General features: G+C 61.4%; 18 protein-coding genes. 10 read left to right on the plus strand and 8 right to left on the minus strand.

Features of this window, described 5'->3' with window-relative positions; genetic code table 11:
- Window positions 1-126: 126 nt before the first annotated feature.
- The gene (locus tag ISP20_RS09655; protein WP_204635807.1) at window positions 127-414 is read left to right on the plus strand and encodes a hypothetical protein; all 288 of its coding nucleotides are present in this window, start codon (window positions 127-129) and stop codon (window positions 412-414) included.
- Between the two features lie 34 nt (window positions 415-448).
- Here ISP20_RS09655 and ISP20_RS09660 read toward each other — a convergent pair whose 3' ends face one another.
- Together ISP20_RS09660 and ISP20_RS09665 are read right to left on the minus strand one after the other, a co-directional pair.
- Complete coding sequence (locus ISP20_RS09660) at window positions 449-850, minus strand: hypothetical protein (protein ID WP_204635808.1); 402 nt, start codon at window positions 848-850, stop codon at window positions 449-451.
- Window positions 851-1,115: 265 nt separating this feature from the next.
- Complete coding sequence (locus ISP20_RS09665; RefSeq protein ID WP_204635809.1) at window positions 1,116-2,435, minus strand: NRAMP family divalent metal transporter; 1,320 nt, start codon at window positions 2,433-2,435, stop codon at window positions 1,116-1,118.
- 295 nt (window positions 2,436-2,730) lie between these two features.
- On the opposite strand from ISP20_RS09665, the gene ISP20_RS09670 reads away from it, so the two are divergent.
- Together ISP20_RS09670 and ISP20_RS09675 are read left to right on the plus strand one after the other, a co-directional pair.
- Entirely contained in the window at window positions 2,731-6,132 is a 3,402-nt protein-coding gene (locus tag ISP20_RS09670) for an autotransporter outer membrane beta-barrel domain-containing protein (RefSeq protein WP_204635810.1), read from the plus strand.
- 174 nt (window positions 6,133-6,306) lie between these two features.
- The gene (locus ISP20_RS09675) at window positions 6,307-6,663 is read left to right on the plus strand and encodes a DUF1428 domain-containing protein (RefSeq protein WP_204635811.1); all 357 of its coding nucleotides are present in this window, start codon (window positions 6,307-6,309) and stop codon (window positions 6,661-6,663) included.
- A 220-nt stretch (window positions 6,664-6,883) separates the two neighbouring features.
- On the opposite strand, the gene ISP20_RS09680 is transcribed toward ISP20_RS09675, so the two are convergent.
- The 5 genes from ISP20_RS09680 to ISP20_RS09700 all read right to left on the minus strand — a co-directional run bounded on the left by ISP20_RS09680 (window position 6,884) and on the right by ISP20_RS09700 (window position 10,777).
- A complete protein-coding gene (locus ISP20_RS09680; protein WP_204635812.1) occupies window positions 6,884-7,144 on the minus strand; it encodes a hypothetical protein in 261 nt (86 codons plus the stop codon).
- 101 nt (window positions 7,145-7,245) lie between these two features.
- Window positions 7,246-7,491 (minus strand): hypothetical protein, encoded by a 246-nt coding sequence (locus ISP20_RS09685; RefSeq protein WP_204635813.1) that lies wholly within the window; start codon window positions 7,489-7,491, stop codon window positions 7,246-7,248.
- 100 nt (window positions 7,492-7,591) lie between these two features.
- The gene (locus ISP20_RS09690) at window positions 7,592-8,707 is read right to left on the minus strand and encodes an HD domain-containing phosphohydrolase (RefSeq protein WP_204635814.1); all 1,116 of its coding nucleotides are present in this window, start codon (window positions 8,705-8,707) and stop codon (window positions 7,592-7,594) included.
- Window positions 8,708-8,966: 259 nt separating this feature from the next.
- On the minus strand, window positions 8,967-9,773 hold the full coding sequence (locus ISP20_RS09695) for a response regulator (RefSeq protein WP_204635815.1): 807 nt from the start codon (window positions 9,771-9,773) through the stop codon (window positions 8,967-8,969).
- Between the two features lie 149 nt (window positions 9,774-9,922).
- On the minus strand, window positions 9,923-10,777 hold the full coding sequence (locus ISP20_RS09700) for a hypothetical protein (protein WP_204635816.1): 855 nt from the start codon (window positions 10,775-10,777) through the stop codon (window positions 9,923-9,925).
- A gap of 356 nt (window positions 10,778-11,133) precedes the next feature.
- On the opposite strand from ISP20_RS09700, the gene ISP20_RS09705 reads away from it, so the two are divergent.
- Window positions 11,134-11,736 (plus strand): hypothetical protein, encoded by a 603-nt coding sequence (locus ISP20_RS09705; protein WP_204635817.1) that lies wholly within the window; start codon window positions 11,134-11,136, stop codon window positions 11,734-11,736.
- A gap of 142 nt (window positions 11,737-11,878) precedes the next feature.
- Here ISP20_RS09705 and ISP20_RS09710 read toward each other — a convergent pair whose 3' ends face one another.
- Window positions 11,879-12,448, minus strand: coding sequence for an OmpA/MotB family protein (locus ISP20_RS09710; protein ID WP_204635818.1), 570 nt, complete (start codon window positions 12,446-12,448; stop codon window positions 11,879-11,881).
- Window positions 12,449-12,815: 367 nt separating this feature from the next.
- Between ISP20_RS09710 and ISP20_RS09715 the strand changes: the two genes are divergently transcribed.
- The 6 genes from ISP20_RS09715 to ISP20_RS09740 all read left to right on the plus strand — a co-directional run bounded on the left by ISP20_RS09715 (window position 12,816) and on the right by ISP20_RS09740 (window position 18,040).
- The gene (locus ISP20_RS09715) at window positions 12,816-13,481 is read left to right on the plus strand and encodes a MarC family NAAT transporter (protein ID WP_204635819.1); all 666 of its coding nucleotides are present in this window, start codon (window positions 12,816-12,818) and stop codon (window positions 13,479-13,481) included.
- Between the two features lie 48 nt (window positions 13,482-13,529).
- Window positions 13,530-13,742, plus strand: coding sequence for a hypothetical protein (locus ISP20_RS09720; protein WP_204635820.1), 213 nt, complete (start codon window positions 13,530-13,532; stop codon window positions 13,740-13,742).
- A gap of 59 nt (window positions 13,743-13,801) precedes the next feature.
- Entirely contained in the window at window positions 13,802-14,905 is a 1,104-nt protein-coding gene (locus ISP20_RS09725; RefSeq protein ID WP_204635821.1) for an AI-2E family transporter, read from the plus strand.
- A 36-nt stretch (window positions 14,906-14,941) separates the two neighbouring features.
- Entirely contained in the window at window positions 14,942-15,418 is a 477-nt protein-coding gene (locus ISP20_RS09730) for an ion channel (protein ID WP_204635822.1), read from the plus strand.
- A 305-nt stretch (window positions 15,419-15,723) separates the two neighbouring features.
- A complete protein-coding gene (gene potE / locus ISP20_RS09735) occupies window positions 15,724-17,055 on the plus strand; it encodes a putrescine-ornithine antiporter (protein ID WP_204635823.1) in 1,332 nt (443 codons plus the stop codon).
- A gap of 46 nt (window positions 17,056-17,101) precedes the next feature.
- Entirely contained in the window at window positions 17,102-18,040 is a 939-nt protein-coding gene (locus ISP20_RS09740) for an amino acid ABC transporter substrate-binding protein (RefSeq protein ID WP_204635824.1), read from the plus strand.
- Window positions 18,041-18,049 lie beyond the last annotated feature (9 nt).

Raw genomic sequence — 18,049 nt, forward strand, 5'->3', positions numbered from 1 at the left:
GCGCGGGCGGCGTATGAGGCTTGGTTTAACCGCCTCCTTATCTTTAAACACGAAATTCTTCACCATTTGGTTCGTCGGCCCGTTTTATTCTTTCGTGGCAATAACGGGCCACGAGGAAATCCAGCGATGCTTGAGATCGTCGGCGTGCACCAGGGCGTCATCTACAACGCAAGCTATGTTGTTGAGGGGGAGGAGACGAGGTGGCGGGCCTCCCTCCGGCGTGGAGAAGACAGTTTTTCACGCGAGGGCCGGCTTATGCATGGTTGGCTGGATGAGGCCGATGTCCGCAACCGAGTGCACATCGCCGTCCAGCTGTACATCGAGGAGATATCCTCGGGTCAAGCCACACCCTCGGTGCCAATCGTCCTGACTGGCCCGCAAGAAGTGAAAACGAACAACCAGGATGCTCCCTAGCATCGGCGTGGCCGACAGCGTTGATCCCCGCCTGCTACAGGGCCACATTGAGACCGACGGTGACCCAGCGGCTATGCGTCGAAGCATCGCTGCGACCTGCGATCAGGTCGAGGCTATCCTCTTTGCGGAACGACCAGCGGACACCCGCCTGCGTCAGCGACAGGCCGTTCCACGGCCGGATATGTTCCAGGATCACCGCCAGGTCATCGGTCGCTTTGTATTTGACGCCCTCGCCGAATAACGGACGCCAGCCCTTCGAGGGAGCGAAGATTTCTCCCAGGTCCATGTTCAGCGCCCATCGACTGTCGCTGTTGGGTGTCCAGGTGAGCGCGGCATAGGTGTTCTTGGAGGTGACGTGTCCGTTGGACCATGTCGCTCCCACGTTCACGGCCACGCCCAACGCATGGTGTTCGCCGTCGACGATCATCCATTTCACGGCGGGGCTTTCCTGGTGCTGATAGGGAGAGCTTTGACCCGCGAGGCCCAGCGACCATTCGACTGGACCAGTGCTGCAGGCAGGCAGCGTGTAGAGTGCTTGTTGACCGCCTGAGAGGACTTGCAGCCAGCTCTGCACCTGGCATTGTCCGGCCGGTGTTATCGACGCATCGTCGACCAGGTAGGCGCCGGTGCCAGCGCGCGCCAGGCCCGGTAAAAGACATGGCGTAACAAGCCATAGCGCCCACACTTTCCACTGCACGCTGTCAGCCCTTTCCCAGCGTGGCGAACATCACGATGGCCGCGACGCCCATCACCGCAGTCGCCAACCAGCCGAGGCCCTGGAGCCATCCACCGACGACATGCTTGCCCATGGTCTCTTCGCGTCGCGCGAGAATCATCATCGCAGCCATCAGTGGCACGGCGCACACGCCATTGACCACCGCGCTCCAATAGAGGGCCTTGATGGGGTCCACCGGCGTGAAGATGAGGGCGGTGCCGGCAGCCATCACGCCCACGAGCACGGCGTAGAACAGTTTTGCCTCGCGCGGTTTATGGGCGAGGCCGTAAGTCGAGCGCGTGGCGCCCGCCACGGCAAATGCGGTCGCGCCTGCCAGCACGGGAACCGCGAGCATGCCCGTGCTGACGATGCCAAGGGAGAAGAGCAGAAAGGCGAAACGGCCGGCGGTGGGTTTGAGCGCTTCGGCAGCCTCGGCGGTCGACTGAATGTCGGTCTTGCCGTGGGCATGCAGCACGGCCGCCGCCGTGACAATGATGAAGAAGGCCACCAGGTTCGAGAAGATCATGCCGACGCTGGTATCCATGGCAATGCGTTTGAAGGCATCCGGCGCCTGGCTGTCCGCGTGTTTCAGCGGTTCGCGCTCGTCGCTGTCCCTGATCTCTTCGACTTCCTGCGCGGCCTGCCAACAGAACAGGTACGGACTGATGGTCGTGCCAAGCACCGCAACGATGGCGGTCAGGTAATCGACGTTCCACTGAATATGGGGCAGGGCGGTTGACCTCAGCACTTCTCCCCAGGGCACCTTGACTGCGAAGACGGTGGCCACGTACGAAAACAGGCTCAGTGCCAGCACTTTCAGGAACGGCGAATATTTGTGGAACGGCACGAACACCTGAAGCGCGGTGGATAGCGCCGCCAATCCGACACCGTAGGCCAGCGTAGATCCGCCGGTCAGCAACTGCACTGCCGCCCCCATTGCGGCGATGTCGGCAGCGATATTGATGACGTTCGCCACCACCAGCAGGGCGACCAGCGACCACACCGCGGCGCTTGGAAAATTGCGCGACAGGTTATCGGCAAGGCCTCGCCCCGTCACACGCCCGATCCGCGCACTCACCATCTGGATGGCGATCATCAGCGGGATCGTGAGAAACATGATCCACAGCAGGGCATAGCCGAACTTGGCGCCGACCTGCGAGTAGGTCGCCACACCGCTAGGGTCGTCGTCAGCGGCGCCGGTGACGAACCCGGCACCCAGCCGTTGCCACCAGGATTCCGATTTGGTCGATGAGGTGTCGTCCTTAGCCGGCGAGGTCGAACCTACCGCCTTCTCGCGGGCTTTCATGGCATGTGACTCCACGATTCATGCGGCATCCTGAATCGCCTGTCGTGACGGGGCGGCGAGTGCGAAGCGGTGATGAAGTGAAGGCGCCGTTAGAGGATGAGTGGCGATCGAGGGGACTCGATGTTCTCTCGCGCGACTCACGGCCGACCGTCAACGTGCAGAGGATTCACGCACATTGGCCGTCGCGAAGGGACGTCAGCGGTAGAAATACAGAGTGCAACCCCGTGGAATTACGGTTGCCCGCGGCTTGCGTCAGCGATCACAGTATCCGCTTGGTTTCTAGGGGACCAACGCCATGGATACCCGCGGCTGCCCGCTTGCCTGCTGCATACGAACCATCCTCGCTGCATCGATGGCTTCGCCTGCTGTCTTCGTTCCCGCTGCCATGGCGCAAGTCGTCGGGCCGGGCACGATCACTGCACCCGTCAATGTCGGCAGTGGCACGACCACGCTCGTGGGCAACACCACGGTGGATGTGCGCAGCGGTACCAGCACGCCATCGACGGCGAACGCCACCAACGTCACGGCAGGCGGGACGTTGAACGTGGACACGAGCGCAGGACCCAGCCCGGGTGCCATCGTGCTCTATACCGATTCCGGCCATGCGTTGTACGCCAACGGCGGCACCATCCGGGTTCCCTACGGCGTGAACATCGTCACCAGGAATGGCAGCGCCGCATTTGCCAATGGCAGCGGCAGCACCATCCAACTGGCCGGCGGCACTGTCTCGGTGTTGAATCGCGGATTCGCCGCTGCGGCGATCGGCGGTTCCATCGATATTTCGGCCACCAGTTTCAACGACCCGCTCCTGTCCGGCGGAACCGCGCTGGGCAATGGCGCCGCGGTCGATGGCGGTGGCGTCATCAATTTCCTCGGTGGCAACCGGCTTTACACCAGCGGCTTCACCAATGCCGTGGGCCTGGGTGCCTCTGGGGCGAACTCCGCCATCAACGTGAGCGGCAGTCTGCCTATCACGATGAGTGGTCTGGGCTCGCTGGGCGTTTACCTTTACCGGGGCGGGCAACTCAACGCCACAGCGCCGATATCGCTGACCTTCAACGGCGCCAGCAGCGTGGGCATGACGGTGGATGGCACGACGATGGCCGCGCCCATATCCGGACTCTCGATGACCTTCAACAGCACGAGCGGCACCGCCGGTTCGGGCCTTGTGGTGATCAACAGCGGTTCGGCCGCCGCAGACACGTTGACGGTGGGCGGTGCAGGCGCGGCACTCGGCGTGTGGGTGCAGGGATCGAGCGCGACGCTGACGGGTGCCAGCGTGATCACTATCAACGCGACCAACAATTCGCAGCTCTGGCGTCTCAGCACATCATCGTTGGTCACCAATCCGATCTTCGGCACCGTTAACGCCAGTTCCTATCGCGCCGGCTTGCTCAATCAAGGCGGCCAGATCAGCAGTACGGGCACCACCATCAACGCCAACGCGGCAGGCAGCTATGGCGCCTACGCAGGTGCGCACGGTAGCGTCGCCAGCCTCACGACGATGGCGAACAACACCGTGACGGCGAGTGGCGCGCGCAGTTGGGGGCTGATGGCTTACGCCAACGGGCAATACACCGTGACGGACTCGACCGTCGCCAGCAACGGCGGCTATGGCGCGCTTTACCTCTGGGGCTATGCGAACCCGTCCAACAACCAGGTCACGACTTTTCCGAGCGTGATGAATTTCACCAACACGCAGGTGAGTGGCACAGGCGGCGCCTACGGCCTCTACGCGGTGAACCAGACCAAGGGCCTGCAGGACTCGGTGAGCTTTACGGGTGGCGGCTTGAGCAGCGACAGCTTTGCGATCGAAGCGACCGGCCCTCTGCTGTTCACGGCAACCCAGGGAGCGAAGATCAGTGGCGACGCCGGCCTGGTGGATGCGTTCGCGATCAGTCCGGGCACCGGCGAAGCCACCAAGGTGGACATCTTTGCTTCCGCTGGCAGTGAGTTGAGCGGATTGGCCCAGGCCGATAGCGCAAGCCAGGCGAACATCACGCTCACCGATCGTTCGAGCTGGATCGGCGAAGCCTTCTACGCCACCAACGTCACCGTGGATGCCACCAGCAGCTGGACGATAACGGCCAGCTCCGTGCTTTCCGGGCAGCTGAGCAACAGCGGCCTGGTGCAGTTCACCGCGCCGGTCAACGACGTGTTCAAGAGCCTGTATGTGCACGACTACGTGAGCGATCCGGGCACGTTGGGCATCAACACCTATCTTGGCGACGACAGCTCGCCGACCGATCGCCTGATCATCGATGGCGGCACCACGCGGGGCAACGGTTTGATCGCGGTAGCCAATGTGGGAGGTCCCGGTGCACTCACCAGTGCCAACGGCATTCCGGTGGTCGAGGTGGCCAACGGCGGCACGACCACGGGGGACGCGTTCGCGCTGAGCGGTGCCGTGGTGGCGGGCCCCTACGAGTACACCCTCCAGCGCGGCGGCGTATCGCCTGGCACGGAGGATTATTGGTTCCTGCGCTCGACGAGGAGCTGCGAGGGCAGCACATCTCCCGAGTGTCCGCCGCCACCGCCGCCACCGCCGCCGCCTCCGGATCCTCCGCCGCCGCCTGCGCCGCCACCGCCCGCACCGCCGCCGGATCCCAACAACCCACCGGCACCGCCACCCGAGCCCGAGGCGCCGCCGCCGGTACCTGCACCCGTGGAGCCGGAGACACCGGCCACGCCGTCGATACCCAACTACCGCCCCGAGGTGTCGCTGTACACCGCGCTGCCCGGCATGGCGCTGCGTTACGGCTGGGCCACGCTGGGCAATCTGCACGAACGTGTGGGCGAGGAGGAGCAACTGCGCGATCGCAGCGATTTCAGTTCGGGCAACACCTTCAATGCGTTGTGGGTGCGGGTGATCGGCGAGGACGGCGACGTCACCGGTGCCTCACAGGGTATCTACGATGGCGGCCCCAAATACGACTACAACATCGAAGCGTTCCAGGCGGGCCTCGATGTCTACGCCGAGCAGCACGACAACCAGCAGCGCGATCACGCCGGCCTGTATCTCGGTACCGGCCGCATCCGCAGCGACGTGACCAACTACGACGGCACCAACGCGGGCCGCGATGTGGTGAAAGGGCAATCGCTCGGCCTGTATTGGACCCACTTCTGGACGGAAGGCCAATATCTCGACGCGGTATGGCAGGGCACCTGGTCCAAGTCGAGCGCGCAATCGATGGAAGGGCTGGCCTTGCACCATTCCGGCTTCGGCTGGGCCGCGTCGCTGGAAGGCGGCTATCCGTTTCATGACGAATCGCAGGTGTGGGAGCCGCAGGCGCAGGTGATCTACCAGCACTTCAACGACGGGCAGTCCAGCGATGTGGCGGCCACGGTTCGTTTCGACGATATCGATTCGCTGGCAGCGCGACTTGGCCTGCGCTGGGCCGATACGTGGAAGCTGGAGCCCGCCGCGAACGGCAGTCCCCGCCTGTTCACCGGCTGGTTGCGCTTCAACGTCTGGAAGGAGTTCAAGGGACAGCCGACGACCTCGTTCTCGTCCGAAGACGGCTTCGTGCCGTTCGAGGGCAGCATCAAGGGCTCGTGGTGGCAGCTCAACGCCGGAATGACCTGGGAGCTGGACAAGAACACCTCGTTCTACGCCAATCTCGGTTACCAGCGCGGCTTTGGCAGCAAGGACTTCGATGCCTGGGACGGCAAGCTGGGTTTCCGCTGGAACTGGTGACCGCGCACGCTCGCCCCGGGTGCATCTAGGCCATCGGTGAGATTGGCAACGTCCGCTTCCGGCGCGAGGCTGGCCCGGCTGGCATCCGGCCCGTGTCGATTCCGCCCGCACTCGTTCGTCGAACTCATGAAGGCGGCCATGCCGGTCGCCCTTTTTGCCGAGGAGAAGACAGTTATGTCCTATATCGATGGCTTCGTGATCGCCGTACCCAACGCCAACCGCGAGAAATTCATCGAGCACGCGCGTACCTTCGACGTCATTTTCATGGAGTTCGGCGCCATCCGGATCATGGAGTGTTGGAACGACGACGTGCCCGAGGGCAAGGTCACCGATTTTCGTCGCGCGGTACAGGCGACGGCGGACGAATCGGTGGTGTTCTCGTGGGTGGAATGGCCGGACAAGGCTGCCCGCGATGCCGGCATGAAGAAAATCATGGAAGACCCGCGCATGCCGGGCATGGGCGACATGCCGTTCGACGGCAAACGCATGATCTTCGGCGGCTTCGTGCCCGTGGTCAGCCTGCCCGAATAGAGAGCCTGAAGATGTAAGGCCTGCGACCGCTGATCGATGGCGCCCCCGTGCGGGAGGCGCTGTCGCGGTCGCCTGGGTTCATTGAAATCGACAACGGGCTCAAAAGCGACCGGGCAAGAAGAACGCCAAGAAATCCCCGGTTGCCAAATGACGGCCAGGAAAGCCGCTATGCAGGCTGGTTCGTGGCCGGTGGACGCAAAGGCATGTATGGCGTGGAATTCTACGGGGCCGCTTTCAGGTTTCGCGCTGCGGTTGTTTCCTCAGCCTTCGAACCGATCGGCGGCGGGCGCGGTGCGACGCGGCCCAGCGTGATGTTCTTGGATGCCCGCACTTCACGGTTGGAAAAAGTCCATATTTCCCCCGTTTCAGTAATCATCACCGTCCAATAGAGATCCGACTCCGGCCCGTAGTCGGTCAAGATGTGGGCGAAGCCTTCGCCCTTGGGCGTGTTCATCGGAAGAGGGGGATTCAGTTGCAACATGGATATCTCCGGCTTTTCCGATGATGTAACCCCTCCTTCGTGAGGCACGTGCATGTTCGTGGTTAACGCTGCTTGCGGCTCTTGCGCGTGGCTGGGTGCTTCTAAGGCGCGCCGCCTTGCTCCTGCCACTGCTTGAACGTCGCGCACATGTCCGCTGTCCAGCGCGGCTCACCGCACGACGCGGGCGGCATGTGACCGCTGACGACCGATTGATAGATGGCGTCCGCGTGCCGGAAGACGCTGTCGCGACTGCTGAGGTCCATGCTCTTTTTCATATGGGCGATGTCCATGCCGGTGAAAAGAGGGCGGATATCGCGGTCAAAGCTGAGTGGGGTTGGCGCGGGCATGTTCATCTCCCGATTGGAGCGGAGGACGGGTACCGGGGCGGGGAATCATTCACCGACGTAGTCCCTGAAAGCATGGGGCTCCCGAGGCGAATCGGGCGACCTAGTGACTACTTTCGCCGGCCCGGGAAAAGCGGTTGGAGATATCGCGGAACTTCGCCTGCATCTGGACAAACGCGTCGGTAATGTCGGGATCGAAATCGGTTGACCGCTTCGCCTCGATATAGGCCACGACCTGATCATGCGACATGGGTTCTTTATAGACGCGCCGTGTGATCAGCGCATCGTAGACATCGGCCACGGCCATGAGGCGCGCCGAGAGCGGGATGTCGTCGCCGGCCTTTCCCTCGGGGTAACCGTGACCGTCCCATCGTTCGTGGTGGCAATAGGTCAGTTCCTTGATCACGGCCAGAAAGGGTACGTGGACGCCGAGCCGATCTTCCGCCCTTTGAATGGCGTCGCGGCCCAGCGTGGTGTGCGTCTTCATGATCTCGCGCTCGTCCGGGCTTAGCGGGCCGGCCTTGAGCAGGATGGCGTCGGGCACGCCAATCTTTCCGATGTCGTGCAAGGGCACCGAGTTGCGCAGGAGTGCGCGCGCCTCCGGGTCGAGCTGGTCCGCAAACCGTCGATGCGATGCCAGGTGGTCGGCCAGGGCCATCACGTAATTCTGGGTACGCCTTGCGTGGCTCTCGGTTTCGAGATGGCGAATCTCCGCGAGCGAGGCCATGGTCAGCACGGCGATCTCTTTCAGGATGCTGATCTCCCTGGAGCGTTGGTCGATCTCTTGTTCAAGGTTGCTCCGTCCGCTTTTGGTGGCGCGCACCGCGGCGCTGAGTTGAAGCTGGTGGGCGACGCTATGCCTCAACGCGGTGGGGTCGACGGGTTTGACAAGGCATTCGTCGATGCCAAGCTCAGCCGCCAGGGATTCGGTGACCGTGCTTCCCTGGCCGCGTAGCACGATGACGGGAATGGTGCGGGTGGCGGGCAGCGCCTTCCATTGCTTGCAGAAGACCGAAGGCGAGTCTTCCGAGAAATCCTCGTCGAGCAAGACCAGATCTGGCAGCCCCTGGGTGCCAAGGCACACCCATGCTTCTTGCGTCGTGCCTGCAAGTTCGAGCGCATACAGCGGACTCAGCATGTCGGCCAGGGCGAACCGGTCGTGCGGCGACCTGGCCGCGATCAGTACGGATGGCCGATTGAGGGTGTCGGGCAGAACCATAGGCTGCTCCAGCGTGCTTCGTGACCATCGTGGGCCGTGAGAAACCGGCGCGAAGCAACGATCAGTCTTCTCGCGTCTGTCCGCCTGGACAACCGTATTTCTACCAGGGACGGGTTCGTCCCTTTACCTAGCGCGGCTCCGCAGCGCGCTGTTGGAAGTGCGGCTCACGGCATCGACCTCGTTGAGGGCGGCGGTAAGCGGCGGGGCATGGTTGCCACAGCTGCCGCGATGGTGTGCACGCCCTGGCGCCGTGCGCGACTCAGCTCAGGGCAGGGTCCAGCGACACGTCTGCCATGCGCCTGGTCATGCCCTGGCGCACCAGCCCTTGTTTCTCCGCTTCGCGGATCAGGGCGATGCTGTTGTGCACGCCAAACAGACGCAGCAATGCCTGTCGATGGCTTTCCACCGTGCGGGGCGAGATGCCCAGCGAGGCCGCGATTTCCGCGGTACGGAAGCCGTCGGCGACGCAGTTGATGATCTGTCCTTGTCGGCGCGAAAGCCGGTGAGTCGGCGGTGGGGCGAGCATGATCGCGGTGAGCGCGCTCGGGCTCAGATATTGATAGCCATGCGCCACTGCCTCGACTGCCCTGCAAAGCTCTTCGCTGACCAGTTGCTTGACGACATAGCCGTTGCAGCCGGAAAGCAGCGCTTCGCGCGTGACGGCCGGATCGCCGTGTGCCGATAGCGCAATGAAGGGCACGCTGGATCCCTTCTCGCGCAATTGCTGCAAGGCCTGAAAGCCGCTGAGCATCGGCAGGGTGATATCGGAAACGACCAGGTCGATGGCGCCGGTGAGTACGCGTTTGACCAGGGTTATTCCGTCGTGTGCGATCTCAAAGGAACCGATGACCGGAGAAAGCATATCGGCCATTTCCTCGGCGACGCGCTGATCGGCGTCTGCCAAAAGCACCCGGAATGACGGCAAGTCTTTCGTTTGAAACGAAGAGTGGTCAGTCATGGCACACCTCCCTGGTGCAGCCTCGATGATCGATGAGGTCAGACGTACACCGCGCGTTGGAGCTGCGCCCATCGCTCGCGTGAGAGGCGGTGGACGCAGCCGTGTCATTGGACAATTCCTTCGTATCTGTTTCGCCCCTTGCGTGACGTCCGCCAACCATCAAATGGCTTCATGTCCCGCGGAGTAAGCAAGGTGCCTCGACATCGATAGCGCCTGTCGGATGGACCTGCCAGAGACCTCCTGGCCCGGATCGAATCTCAAAAGTGCCAGGTGTAATTGAAACTGGGCCCGCTGATCTGGGCTTTCTTCAGGAACTTGTCGCTTCCGCCTTGCTCGTATTTGATTTCGCGGTAACTGAGCGCGATATCGCCCCAGTGGAACCCGTAGCCCACGCCGATGTTCAATTGGTAGGTGTTGTCGGAATCGCCGGTGCCTATATCGGCGTAGTACGGGAAGTACCAGCCCGTGCCGGCGAACGGCGTCCAGCGGCCGCGCACGCCGATGATGGCGTTGCCGGCATGCGTTTGATTGTGGAGGTGGCCACTGCCTTGCAGGATCAACGCATCCGCATTGTTCACCACATTGAGGTTCCAGCTGATGTTGCCTTTCAACCACACGTAGCGCGCGCCGAAGAGCAGGTCGGCATAGCCGAGCGTGCCGTGCGTCATCGTGTACAACCCGGCCAGGGTCACCAGGCCGCCCTTCATGCCCCAGCGTGTGTCGAGGTTGGCGTCCGCGCCGAAGCGCTCGCCGCCGATGGAGGTGAAGCGGCCTTTCTCGTTGGAGAACTTGATCCAGTCGATGTCGCCGAACAGGCCCCAGTTTCCCTTGCGAATATCGCCTTCCAGCAGCAGCGCTCCGCTGAGACTGCTCAGGGGATCGCTTTTGTTCTTGACGGTGACTTCCGGGCCGCCACTGGGAAGTTGGTATCGGGTCTCCCCGGAAACGCCAGGAAGCCAGCCGTAGGGCGTGATGCTTCCATGCCAGTTTCCATCCCAATAATCTTCCGACTGCGCGAACGCCGGTGCCGTGAAAAATGCAGCGCCAAAGGTAAATACGAGTCCAGATACGAGAGGGCAGCGGGCAAAAAGATAATCGGAACGGTCACGCATGATGACCACCTCAAAGATCTAGTCGTCAGACCATATTGGCGTAATTATTTGGCAATGCCCAGCAAAAACTTGCCGGACTAAAGGCATAAGTAGATCTACGCGCTGATAGGATCGTGATTAATTGGATTATCAAACTCGTGCGTGTGCATTTATTTTGCGTATTTCTACACAGTGATTATCAGTAATTAGCCACTGGATATGCCGGCGATTTCGACTCATGCTGAAAACCAGCCTAAGCGCGCATCGCTGGGTGATTCTGGCGCGGTTTCCGAAAATCACCGTGTGCGTGCCTCCCGAGGAGGGGGCGCGCTCACGACACGCGCGCTTCCCTTGGTCGCCGACGGAGAGATGGTTCCATGAAAACCTTCGACTACCCGCGTTGCTTGCTTCTGGCTGTCGTTGTGACGGGTGTGCCTAACCTGTCAGTGCACGCGCAAAGCTCTACGCAGGCTCCGCCCGTGACGGCGACAGCCCACGAGCTGGCCAATGAGACGGAGACCGTCAAGGCGACCGTGGTGTCGATCGATCATCAAAAGCGCCTGGTAACCCTTCGAACGGCCGCTGGCAAGGAAGACACGGTCGAAGTGGGACCGGCCGCCACGAGGTTCGATCAGATCAAGGTCGGCGACAAGATCACCATGACCTATCAACACGCCGTCGCGCTCGAGTTGCTTCCTGCCGACAGTGCGCAGGCGGGTACCGAGGTCGAGGGCGGCATCACCCGGGACGAGAAAAGCAACAAGCCCGGCGGTACGGCCGAGCAGGCGGTGACCGTGACAGCCAAGCTGACAGCGGTCGATCTCACCAAACATACGGTCACTTTGACCGGGGCGGATGGCAAACCCCGCGTCATCGAAGTGAGAGACCCGTCGCGCCAGGCCCGGCTCTCCAAGCTAAAAGTCGGCGACATGGTCCGCATCACTTACGCCGAGGCGTTGGCGGTCGCAGTCAATCCGTAGGGGCGAGACTGCGGCAGGTGCGTGGGATGTTGGGGCGTATTGCTCGATCGCCTGGGTCATGTGAGGGCTCAAGGGATCGACTCAGGGGAGACGATGATGCGAACCGATGGTCCGCATCATCGTGTCCGACGTACGCACCGATCTAGTTGCCGGCGCCCGAACTGGCGACGGTGAGTTCCACACGGCGGTTCTGTGCCTTGCCTTCCGGCGTGTCGTTGGAGGCGATGGGGTTTTCCTCGCCATAGCCCTTGGCCGACACCAGGCTCGGGTTGACGCCCTGCGAGATCATGAATTGCTGCACATTCTCCGCGCGTTTCTGCGACAGGATGAGATTGCTCGTGATGCCTTGCTTCATCAGTTCCGGTCCGATGGGCGTGCTGTCCGTGTAACCGCTCACGTTGATCGTGTTCTTCTGATGAGGAGCAAGGATCTTGGCGACCTTGGCAATGCTGGTCTTCGCCTGTTCGGAAATCTGCCAGCCGCCCGAGGGAAACAGCAGCTGGTCGTTGAGCGAAACCTTGATCGCGTCCTGCATGCGCGAGATGCGCACGTCGCGCGACTGCACCTCGCTACCCATGCTCGCGTTGAGCTGCTGGTACTGCGCCTCCAGTTCGGCATTCTTCTGCTGCGACTCATCGTACTTCTGCTGGGATACACACCCTGCCGCCAGGAGTGCCGCGCCCAGTACGCATAGCTGCGGAAACTTGATCATGGGAGTTCCCTCACGTTGATGACTTGCCAGGAGACGAACTTCGATTCGTCGAACAGGACTTTCTAGTTTGGTCTCGTCACGTTTATGCAATCGTCGCCGAATTGGCGTTAATGAAATAGGAAGAAATAAACCGCTTTTTATCCGTGTATTGCGCTCACTAAGTGGAAACATGTAAGTGCGATGAGTAGAGCTACTTCCGTAGTCGACTATGCAGTGGCGTGCTGGTGGAGAAGAACCTTCGCTGCGTCGTTCTGCTCGATGGTCGACATGGATACTTCGATGATCGATGGCGTTTGCCGGTCACGCTTCCATCATCGAAAGAAGTGGATAACGCACCCATGGAATTCGTTCGCTTAGATAGCCATCCATGCATGGATTTCTGAATGACGTTGCAGTGGGATTGTTGGGCCTGACGACGATCGCCAATCCGGTGACCAGTGCCACGGTTCTGCTGGCGCTGACAGCGCGTTACCCGGAAGCGGAGCGAAATCGGCAGGTGTTTCGTGCTGCCATCTATGTGGCGATCGTGCTTCTGGTCAGCTTTTATGCGGGCAGTGTGGTGATGCGCCTGTTTGGCATTTCGATTCCCGGGCTTCGCCTGGCCGGCGGCCTGATCGTTTCGTATATCGGCTTCGGCATGTTGTTTCCGCCGGATCGCACGAGAGAACCGCGGGCTCCGGAAGCGGGCTCCGACGATATGCCGACCATGCCGCTGCGTGACATTTCGTTCGTCCCTCTGACCATGCCATGTACCACGGGACCCGGCACGATTGCCTTCATTATTAGCGCTGCTTCAACCATTCCAACGCGTAGCTATTCCTACTCGGTGCATCTGGCTGTCATAACGGTTGCGGTGCTCTTTACGCTGGAGTTCTGGGCTTGCCTTCGTGGTGCCACCACCATCTTGCGGTGGCTGGGGGAAGGCGGTGTGGATGCGCTATCACGCGTGATGGGTTTTCTGCTGGTGTGCATCGGGGTGCAATTCGCCATCAATGGGGCTCACGAGCTCCTGCAGATATGGCGACTCGTTTGAGCTTCAGGGTGATCTGAATGGGATGTTGATTCGATAGGGGCAGGTGCCATGCCAAGAGCCAATATCATCGTCGTCGTGGATGACCGGAACGAAGTCGCTGCCGTTGATGCGTGGTTTGCACGATGGCGATCTGCGCTGAACCATGTCTCCGAGGATTACGGGTGGAGTTGCTGCATGCACATCTGGCAGCTCGAAGGGCCGGCCGAGGCCCTGGCCGAGCTTCCGCCGTCCGTCGTCACCGGTGACGAATGGACAAGCTAGCGAGCAACGCTGCAGCCGCACAGGGATAGCCGAGACTCTGCCGTCGAAGGTGCCAATCCATGTATCTCAAGTCCATGTACGAGCGAGCGCTGTCCCGCGGGCTGCTCGATGTCCTGATTCGCGCCGGCCTGATCGTGGCGCTGGTGATCTTTTGCTACGAGATCTTCAGTCCCTTCCTTCACCTGATGCTCTGGTCGGTGATTCTCGCCATCACCCTCTATCCTCTCCAGCTCAGGCTCAGGGGAAGATTGGGCAACCGCGACGGTCGCACCGCGACCCTGATCGTGCTGATCTCCGTGGCCATCCTGATGGTGCCGATCTACCTGTTGGGCACATCCCTGACCGAGTCGGTGGAAAAGGCGCTGGACGTGGTGAAGGAAGGCCGAGTCCGTATTCCGTCGCCAAGCGAGTCGGTGGCGAGTTGGCCGTTGATCGGAAAACCTTTGTATGGCTTCTGGCTGCAGGCCTCCACCGACCTGACCGGCCTGGCGCAGAAGCTTGCGCCGCAGCTCAAGGAAGTGAGTCTCGGGCTGCTGGGCAAACTCGCCAATGCAGGCCTTGGCTTGTTGATGTTCATCGCTGCCCTGATCATCGCCGGCATCCTGATGGCCTACGGCGAAAGCGGGCACCGCAGCGCAGTGAAGATTGCCACGCGCATTTTCAGTTCGGGGAAGGGGCCGCAGATCACTCACCTATGCACCGCCACCATCCGGGCGGTGGCGCAGGGCGTGATCGGCATCGCATTCATCCAGATGCTGCTGGTCGGCGTCGGCTTCGTGCTGATCGGCATTCCTGGCGCCGGCCTGCTTGCCCTTGCGGTGCTCTTGCTGGGCATCATGCAGCTGCCGGCCACCTTGATCACGATACCGGCCATCGCCTACGTCTTCGCGACCGAAGGGGCCAGCGTCGGCACCATCGTTTTTGCGGTCTATGTGTTTGTCGCTGGCCTGGCCGACAACGTACTGAAGCCCTTGTTGCTTGGCCGCGGCGTCGATGTGCCGATGCCGGTGGTGTTGATCGGCGCACTGGGTGGCATGGTCACCGGCGGCATCATCGGCTTGTTCATCGGTCCGGTGGCGCTGGCGATCGGCTACCAGTTGTTCTGGCAGTGGGTCGAGGAACAGCCGCCGGAGGATCGGATCGAGCAACCCGGACAGCCCTGAATCGAACCGGCCGCATCGTCGCGGAGGAAGCCACTCGTGCTGCTCAATCTGTTGATCGGCCTGCCGGTGATGTTGATCTGCCTGCTGTTGCAGGCGTTCTTCCTCAACATCAGCCTTCGCCAGTACGCCCGTTACAAGCTGGCGCATGTAGGCAGCGAAACGGCGAGCGGCAATGTATTGCTGTTGTACACCGTGCTGCTGTTGCTGACGCTGGGTTACTTCACGGAGACCGTGATCTGGGCAGCGTTGTTCATGCTGCTGGGCGAGTTCGACGATTTCAGGACGGCGCTCTATCACTCGGGAGTCAACTTCGTCACCTTGGGCTATGGCGACGTCGTCATGTCCGCGCGTTGGCGCCTGCTCGGACCGCTGGAAGCGGCCAACGGAATCCTGATGTTCGGCTTGTCCACGGCAGTAATGACCGCGGCGGTGCTCGACATCATCAATCAGAACAAAGCGAAGATGAAGAAGCGCAGGCGCAGATGGAGGATTCGCCGGCGCCGCGAGCCCTAGGAATACACAGGAAAAGTGCGTATTTCCAATTCAGTATTTCATTGTTTTTGACGGCTTGGGAAAGATTTCTCGCGGATTAAGTATTTAGCCATATGGCCATCCAAATGATTAGGCGCGATTATTTGCGTCGAATCGCGATGTCTTGATCGAAAGCCTCCGCCATCGATCAAGGATCGGAAGTTTCTCCAGGTTTATCCACACAGGGGCGGAATAATTCATTGATCGATCGCCGGTCGTTTCGGTCGGCTGCGAGTGCTTGCGTGGCAGGTCGCGCTAACTCCGAAATTCGGAATCGGGAGGCGGTGATGAACGGCAGCACCAAGAAGATGAGCATGATCCAGCTGACCGTCCTGGTGGCGGTGAACATGATGGGTTCAGGCATCATCATGCTCCCGGCAAACATGGCCCAGGTCGGTGCGATTTCCTTGACGTCATGGGCGGTCACGGCGTTGGGTTCGATGGCCATCGCCTACGGTTTTGCGCAGGCCGGCCTGCTCAGCCAGCGTGCCGGCGGCATGGCGGCCTACGCGGAAGAGGCGTATGGAAAGGGCGGTTACTTCCTGACCTTCTTTCTCTATTTCCTGTCGCTGGCCATCGGCAACGTGGCGATCGCCATCTCCGCGGTGGGCTATCTCGCCGCCTTCTTCCCGTGGCTGTCGTCGACGCCCATGGCCACCTGCCTCGGCGTGATCGGGTTGATCTGGTTGACTACGCTCGCGAACTTCGGTGGTCCGAGTGTCACTGGCAAAATTGGCTCGATCACCGTGTGGGGCGTCATCGTCCCGGTGGCCGGCCTGTCGATCATCGGCTGGTTCTGGTTCAAGGGATCGACTTTTTCCGCTGCGTGGAATCCTCAAGGCCTGAGCTTCTTCAAGGGTATGGATTCGAGCATTGCACTGACCCTGTGGGCCTTCCTTGGCATGGAGTCCGCGGCGCAGAACTCCGATGCCGTGGAGAATCCGAAGCGCGACGTTCCTATGGCGTGCATGCTAGGCACGCTGGGCGCTGCCGTGATCTACATCCTGTCCACCACGGTGATCCAGGGCATCGTGCCCAATGCGGAGCTGGCCAAGTCCACCGGACCGTTCGCGCTGGCTTACTCGCAGATGTTCAACCCGACCGTGGGCGCGATCATCCGGGCGCTGGCCATTCTTGCCTGCCTTGGTTCGCTGCTCGGTTGGCAGTTCACCATCGCGCAAACGGCGAAGACGGCTGCCGAGGGACGCATGTTCCCGACCTTCTTCGCCAAGACCAACAAGATGACGGCACCGGTCGTCGGCATGATCGTGATGGGCGTGGTGCAGAGCGTGATGGCGCTGTCCACCGCATCGCCGAGCCTCGGCGAGCAGTTCGCGGTGCTGGTCAACCTTGCCGTGGTGACCAATGTCATTCCGTACATCATGGCGCTCTCGGCACTGATGATCATGATGCGCAAGGCATCGGTTCCCCAGCATACCTTCAGGCTCAATGCGTTCGTGGTGACCGTGGCGATGCTTTACAGCACCTATGCCATCTACGCGTCCGGTATGGAGGCCGTGCTCGGCGCAACCATCGTGATGGCACTTACCTTCGCCATCTACGGCTTCCTGGCGCCTCGCTTTACGGCTCCCATTGCCGGGGAGCCCCTGCGTGGATAACTCGCCATGGCAGAGAAGGCTTTCCAGGAGAGACGACATGTCACGCATGAATAACGTTGTTGTGCGTAACAGCCTGTTGCGCTGGGCGATGATCGGGCTGCTGGCGATGCACGTGCCGGCGATCATGGCGCAGAGCGAGAGTCCGGGCAGCGCGACGCTGGAGCGCGTGCGTGCGAGCGGCAAATTCACCATCGGCTACTACGCCAACGCGCGTCCCTTCACCTATCGGGACAAGGAAGACTCCGCCGACGGTTATGCGATCGCCGTGTGTCGCCAGGTGGTGGAAGCGACCAAGGAGCTGCTGCACGCGCCCAACATTTCCACGGAGTTCGTGGCCGTCGATGCCGCCGACCGTTTCAAGTCCGTTGCCGATGGCCGGGTCGACCTGCTTTGCGGGCCGTCCGCACCGTCCTTGAGCGCAATGACCGAGGTGGGTTTCTCGATCCCCATTCTGTCCGGGGGCACCGGTGTGATGTTGCGCAAGGATGCGCCCGTCGCATTGCGCGATTTGCTGGAGACCGGGCAATCGGCTGGCAAGCCGATCTGGCGAGGTTCGCCGATGTTGGCAGTGTTGCAACAGCGCAATTTTGCCGTGATCGGGGATTCGCTGTCCGAAAAGCTGCTCAAGGACCGCCGTGACGAGCTGAAGGTCAACAGCGTCGTTACACCGGTGTCCGACCTCGATGCCGGTCTGAAGGCGCTGCTCGATGGCAAGGTCGACGGCTTCTTTGCCGAGCGCAATGTGCTGCTCGATCTGGCCAAGAAGGACGGAACGGGGCAGGTGGTCGTGCTGAACCGGACCTTCGACAACGAGCCTTTGTCGTTGGCCCTGGCGCGCAACGACCCGGATTTCCGTCTGCTGGTCGATCAGGCGCTGAGCCGGCTCTACCGCTCGGGAAAGATCAATCCGATCTACGAGCAATACATGGGCAAGCCCGACCAGTCGGTGAAGGACTGGTTCCGCGATACGGCGTTACCTGAGTAAAGCGAAGAG

The organism is Dyella kyungheensis, from assembly GCF_016905005.1.
Classification (GTDB): domain Bacteria; phylum Pseudomonadota; class Gammaproteobacteria; order Xanthomonadales; family Rhodanobacteraceae; genus Dyella; species Dyella kyungheensis.

Bases quoted from the DNA above. Each gene is read 5' to 3' on its own strand.
- ISP20_RS09655 (WP_204635807.1), top strand. From the start codon at position 127: ATGCTTGAGATCGTCGGCGTGCACCAGGGCGTCATCTACAACGCAAGC.
- ISP20_RS09665 (WP_204635809.1), bottom strand. From the start codon at position 2,435: ATGAAAGCCCGCGAGAAGGCGGTAGGTTCGACCTCGCCGGCTAAGGAC.
- ISP20_RS09670 (WP_204635810.1), top strand. From the start codon at position 2,731: ATGGATACCCGCGGCTGCCCGCTTGCCTGCTGCATACGAACCATCCTC.
- ISP20_RS09675 (WP_204635811.1), top strand. From the start codon at position 6,307: ATGTCCTATATCGATGGCTTCGTGATCGCCGTACCCAACGCCAACCGC.
- ISP20_RS09680 (WP_204635812.1), bottom strand. From the start codon at position 7,144: ATGTTGCAACTGAATCCCCCTCTTCCGATGAACACGCCCAAGGGCGAA.
- ISP20_RS09685 (WP_204635813.1), bottom strand. From the start codon at position 7,491: ATGCCCGCGCCAACCCCACTCAGCTTTGACCGCGATATCCGCCCTCTT.
- ISP20_RS09690 (WP_204635814.1), bottom strand. From the start codon at position 8,707: ATGGTTCTGCCCGACACCCTCAATCGGCCATCCGTACTGATCGCGGCC.
- ISP20_RS09695 (WP_204635815.1), bottom strand. From the start codon at position 9,773: ATGACACGGCTGCGTCCACCGCCTCTCACGCGAGCGATGGGCGCAGCT.
- ISP20_RS09700 (WP_204635816.1), bottom strand. From the start codon at position 10,777: ATGCGTGACCGTTCCGATTATCTTTTTGCCCGCTGCCCTCTCGTATCT.
- ISP20_RS09705 (WP_204635817.1), top strand. From the start codon at position 11,134: ATGAAAACCTTCGACTACCCGCGTTGCTTGCTTCTGGCTGTCGTTGTG.
- ISP20_RS09710 (WP_204635818.1), bottom strand. From the start codon at position 12,448: ATGATCAAGTTTCCGCAGCTATGCGTACTGGGCGCGGCACTCCTGGCG.
- ISP20_RS09715 (WP_204635819.1), top strand. From the start codon at position 12,816: ATGCATGGATTTCTGAATGACGTTGCAGTGGGATTGTTGGGCCTGACG.
- ISP20_RS09720 (WP_204635820.1), top strand. From the start codon at position 13,530: ATGCCAAGAGCCAATATCATCGTCGTCGTGGATGACCGGAACGAAGTC.
- ISP20_RS09725 (WP_204635821.1), top strand. From the start codon at position 13,802: ATGTATCTCAAGTCCATGTACGAGCGAGCGCTGTCCCGCGGGCTGCTC.
- potE (WP_204635823.1), top strand. From the start codon at position 15,724: ATGAACGGCAGCACCAAGAAGATGAGCATGATCCAGCTGACCGTCCTG.
- ISP20_RS09740 (WP_204635824.1), top strand. From the start codon at position 17,102: ATGAATAACGTTGTTGTGCGTAACAGCCTGTTGCGCTGGGCGATGATC.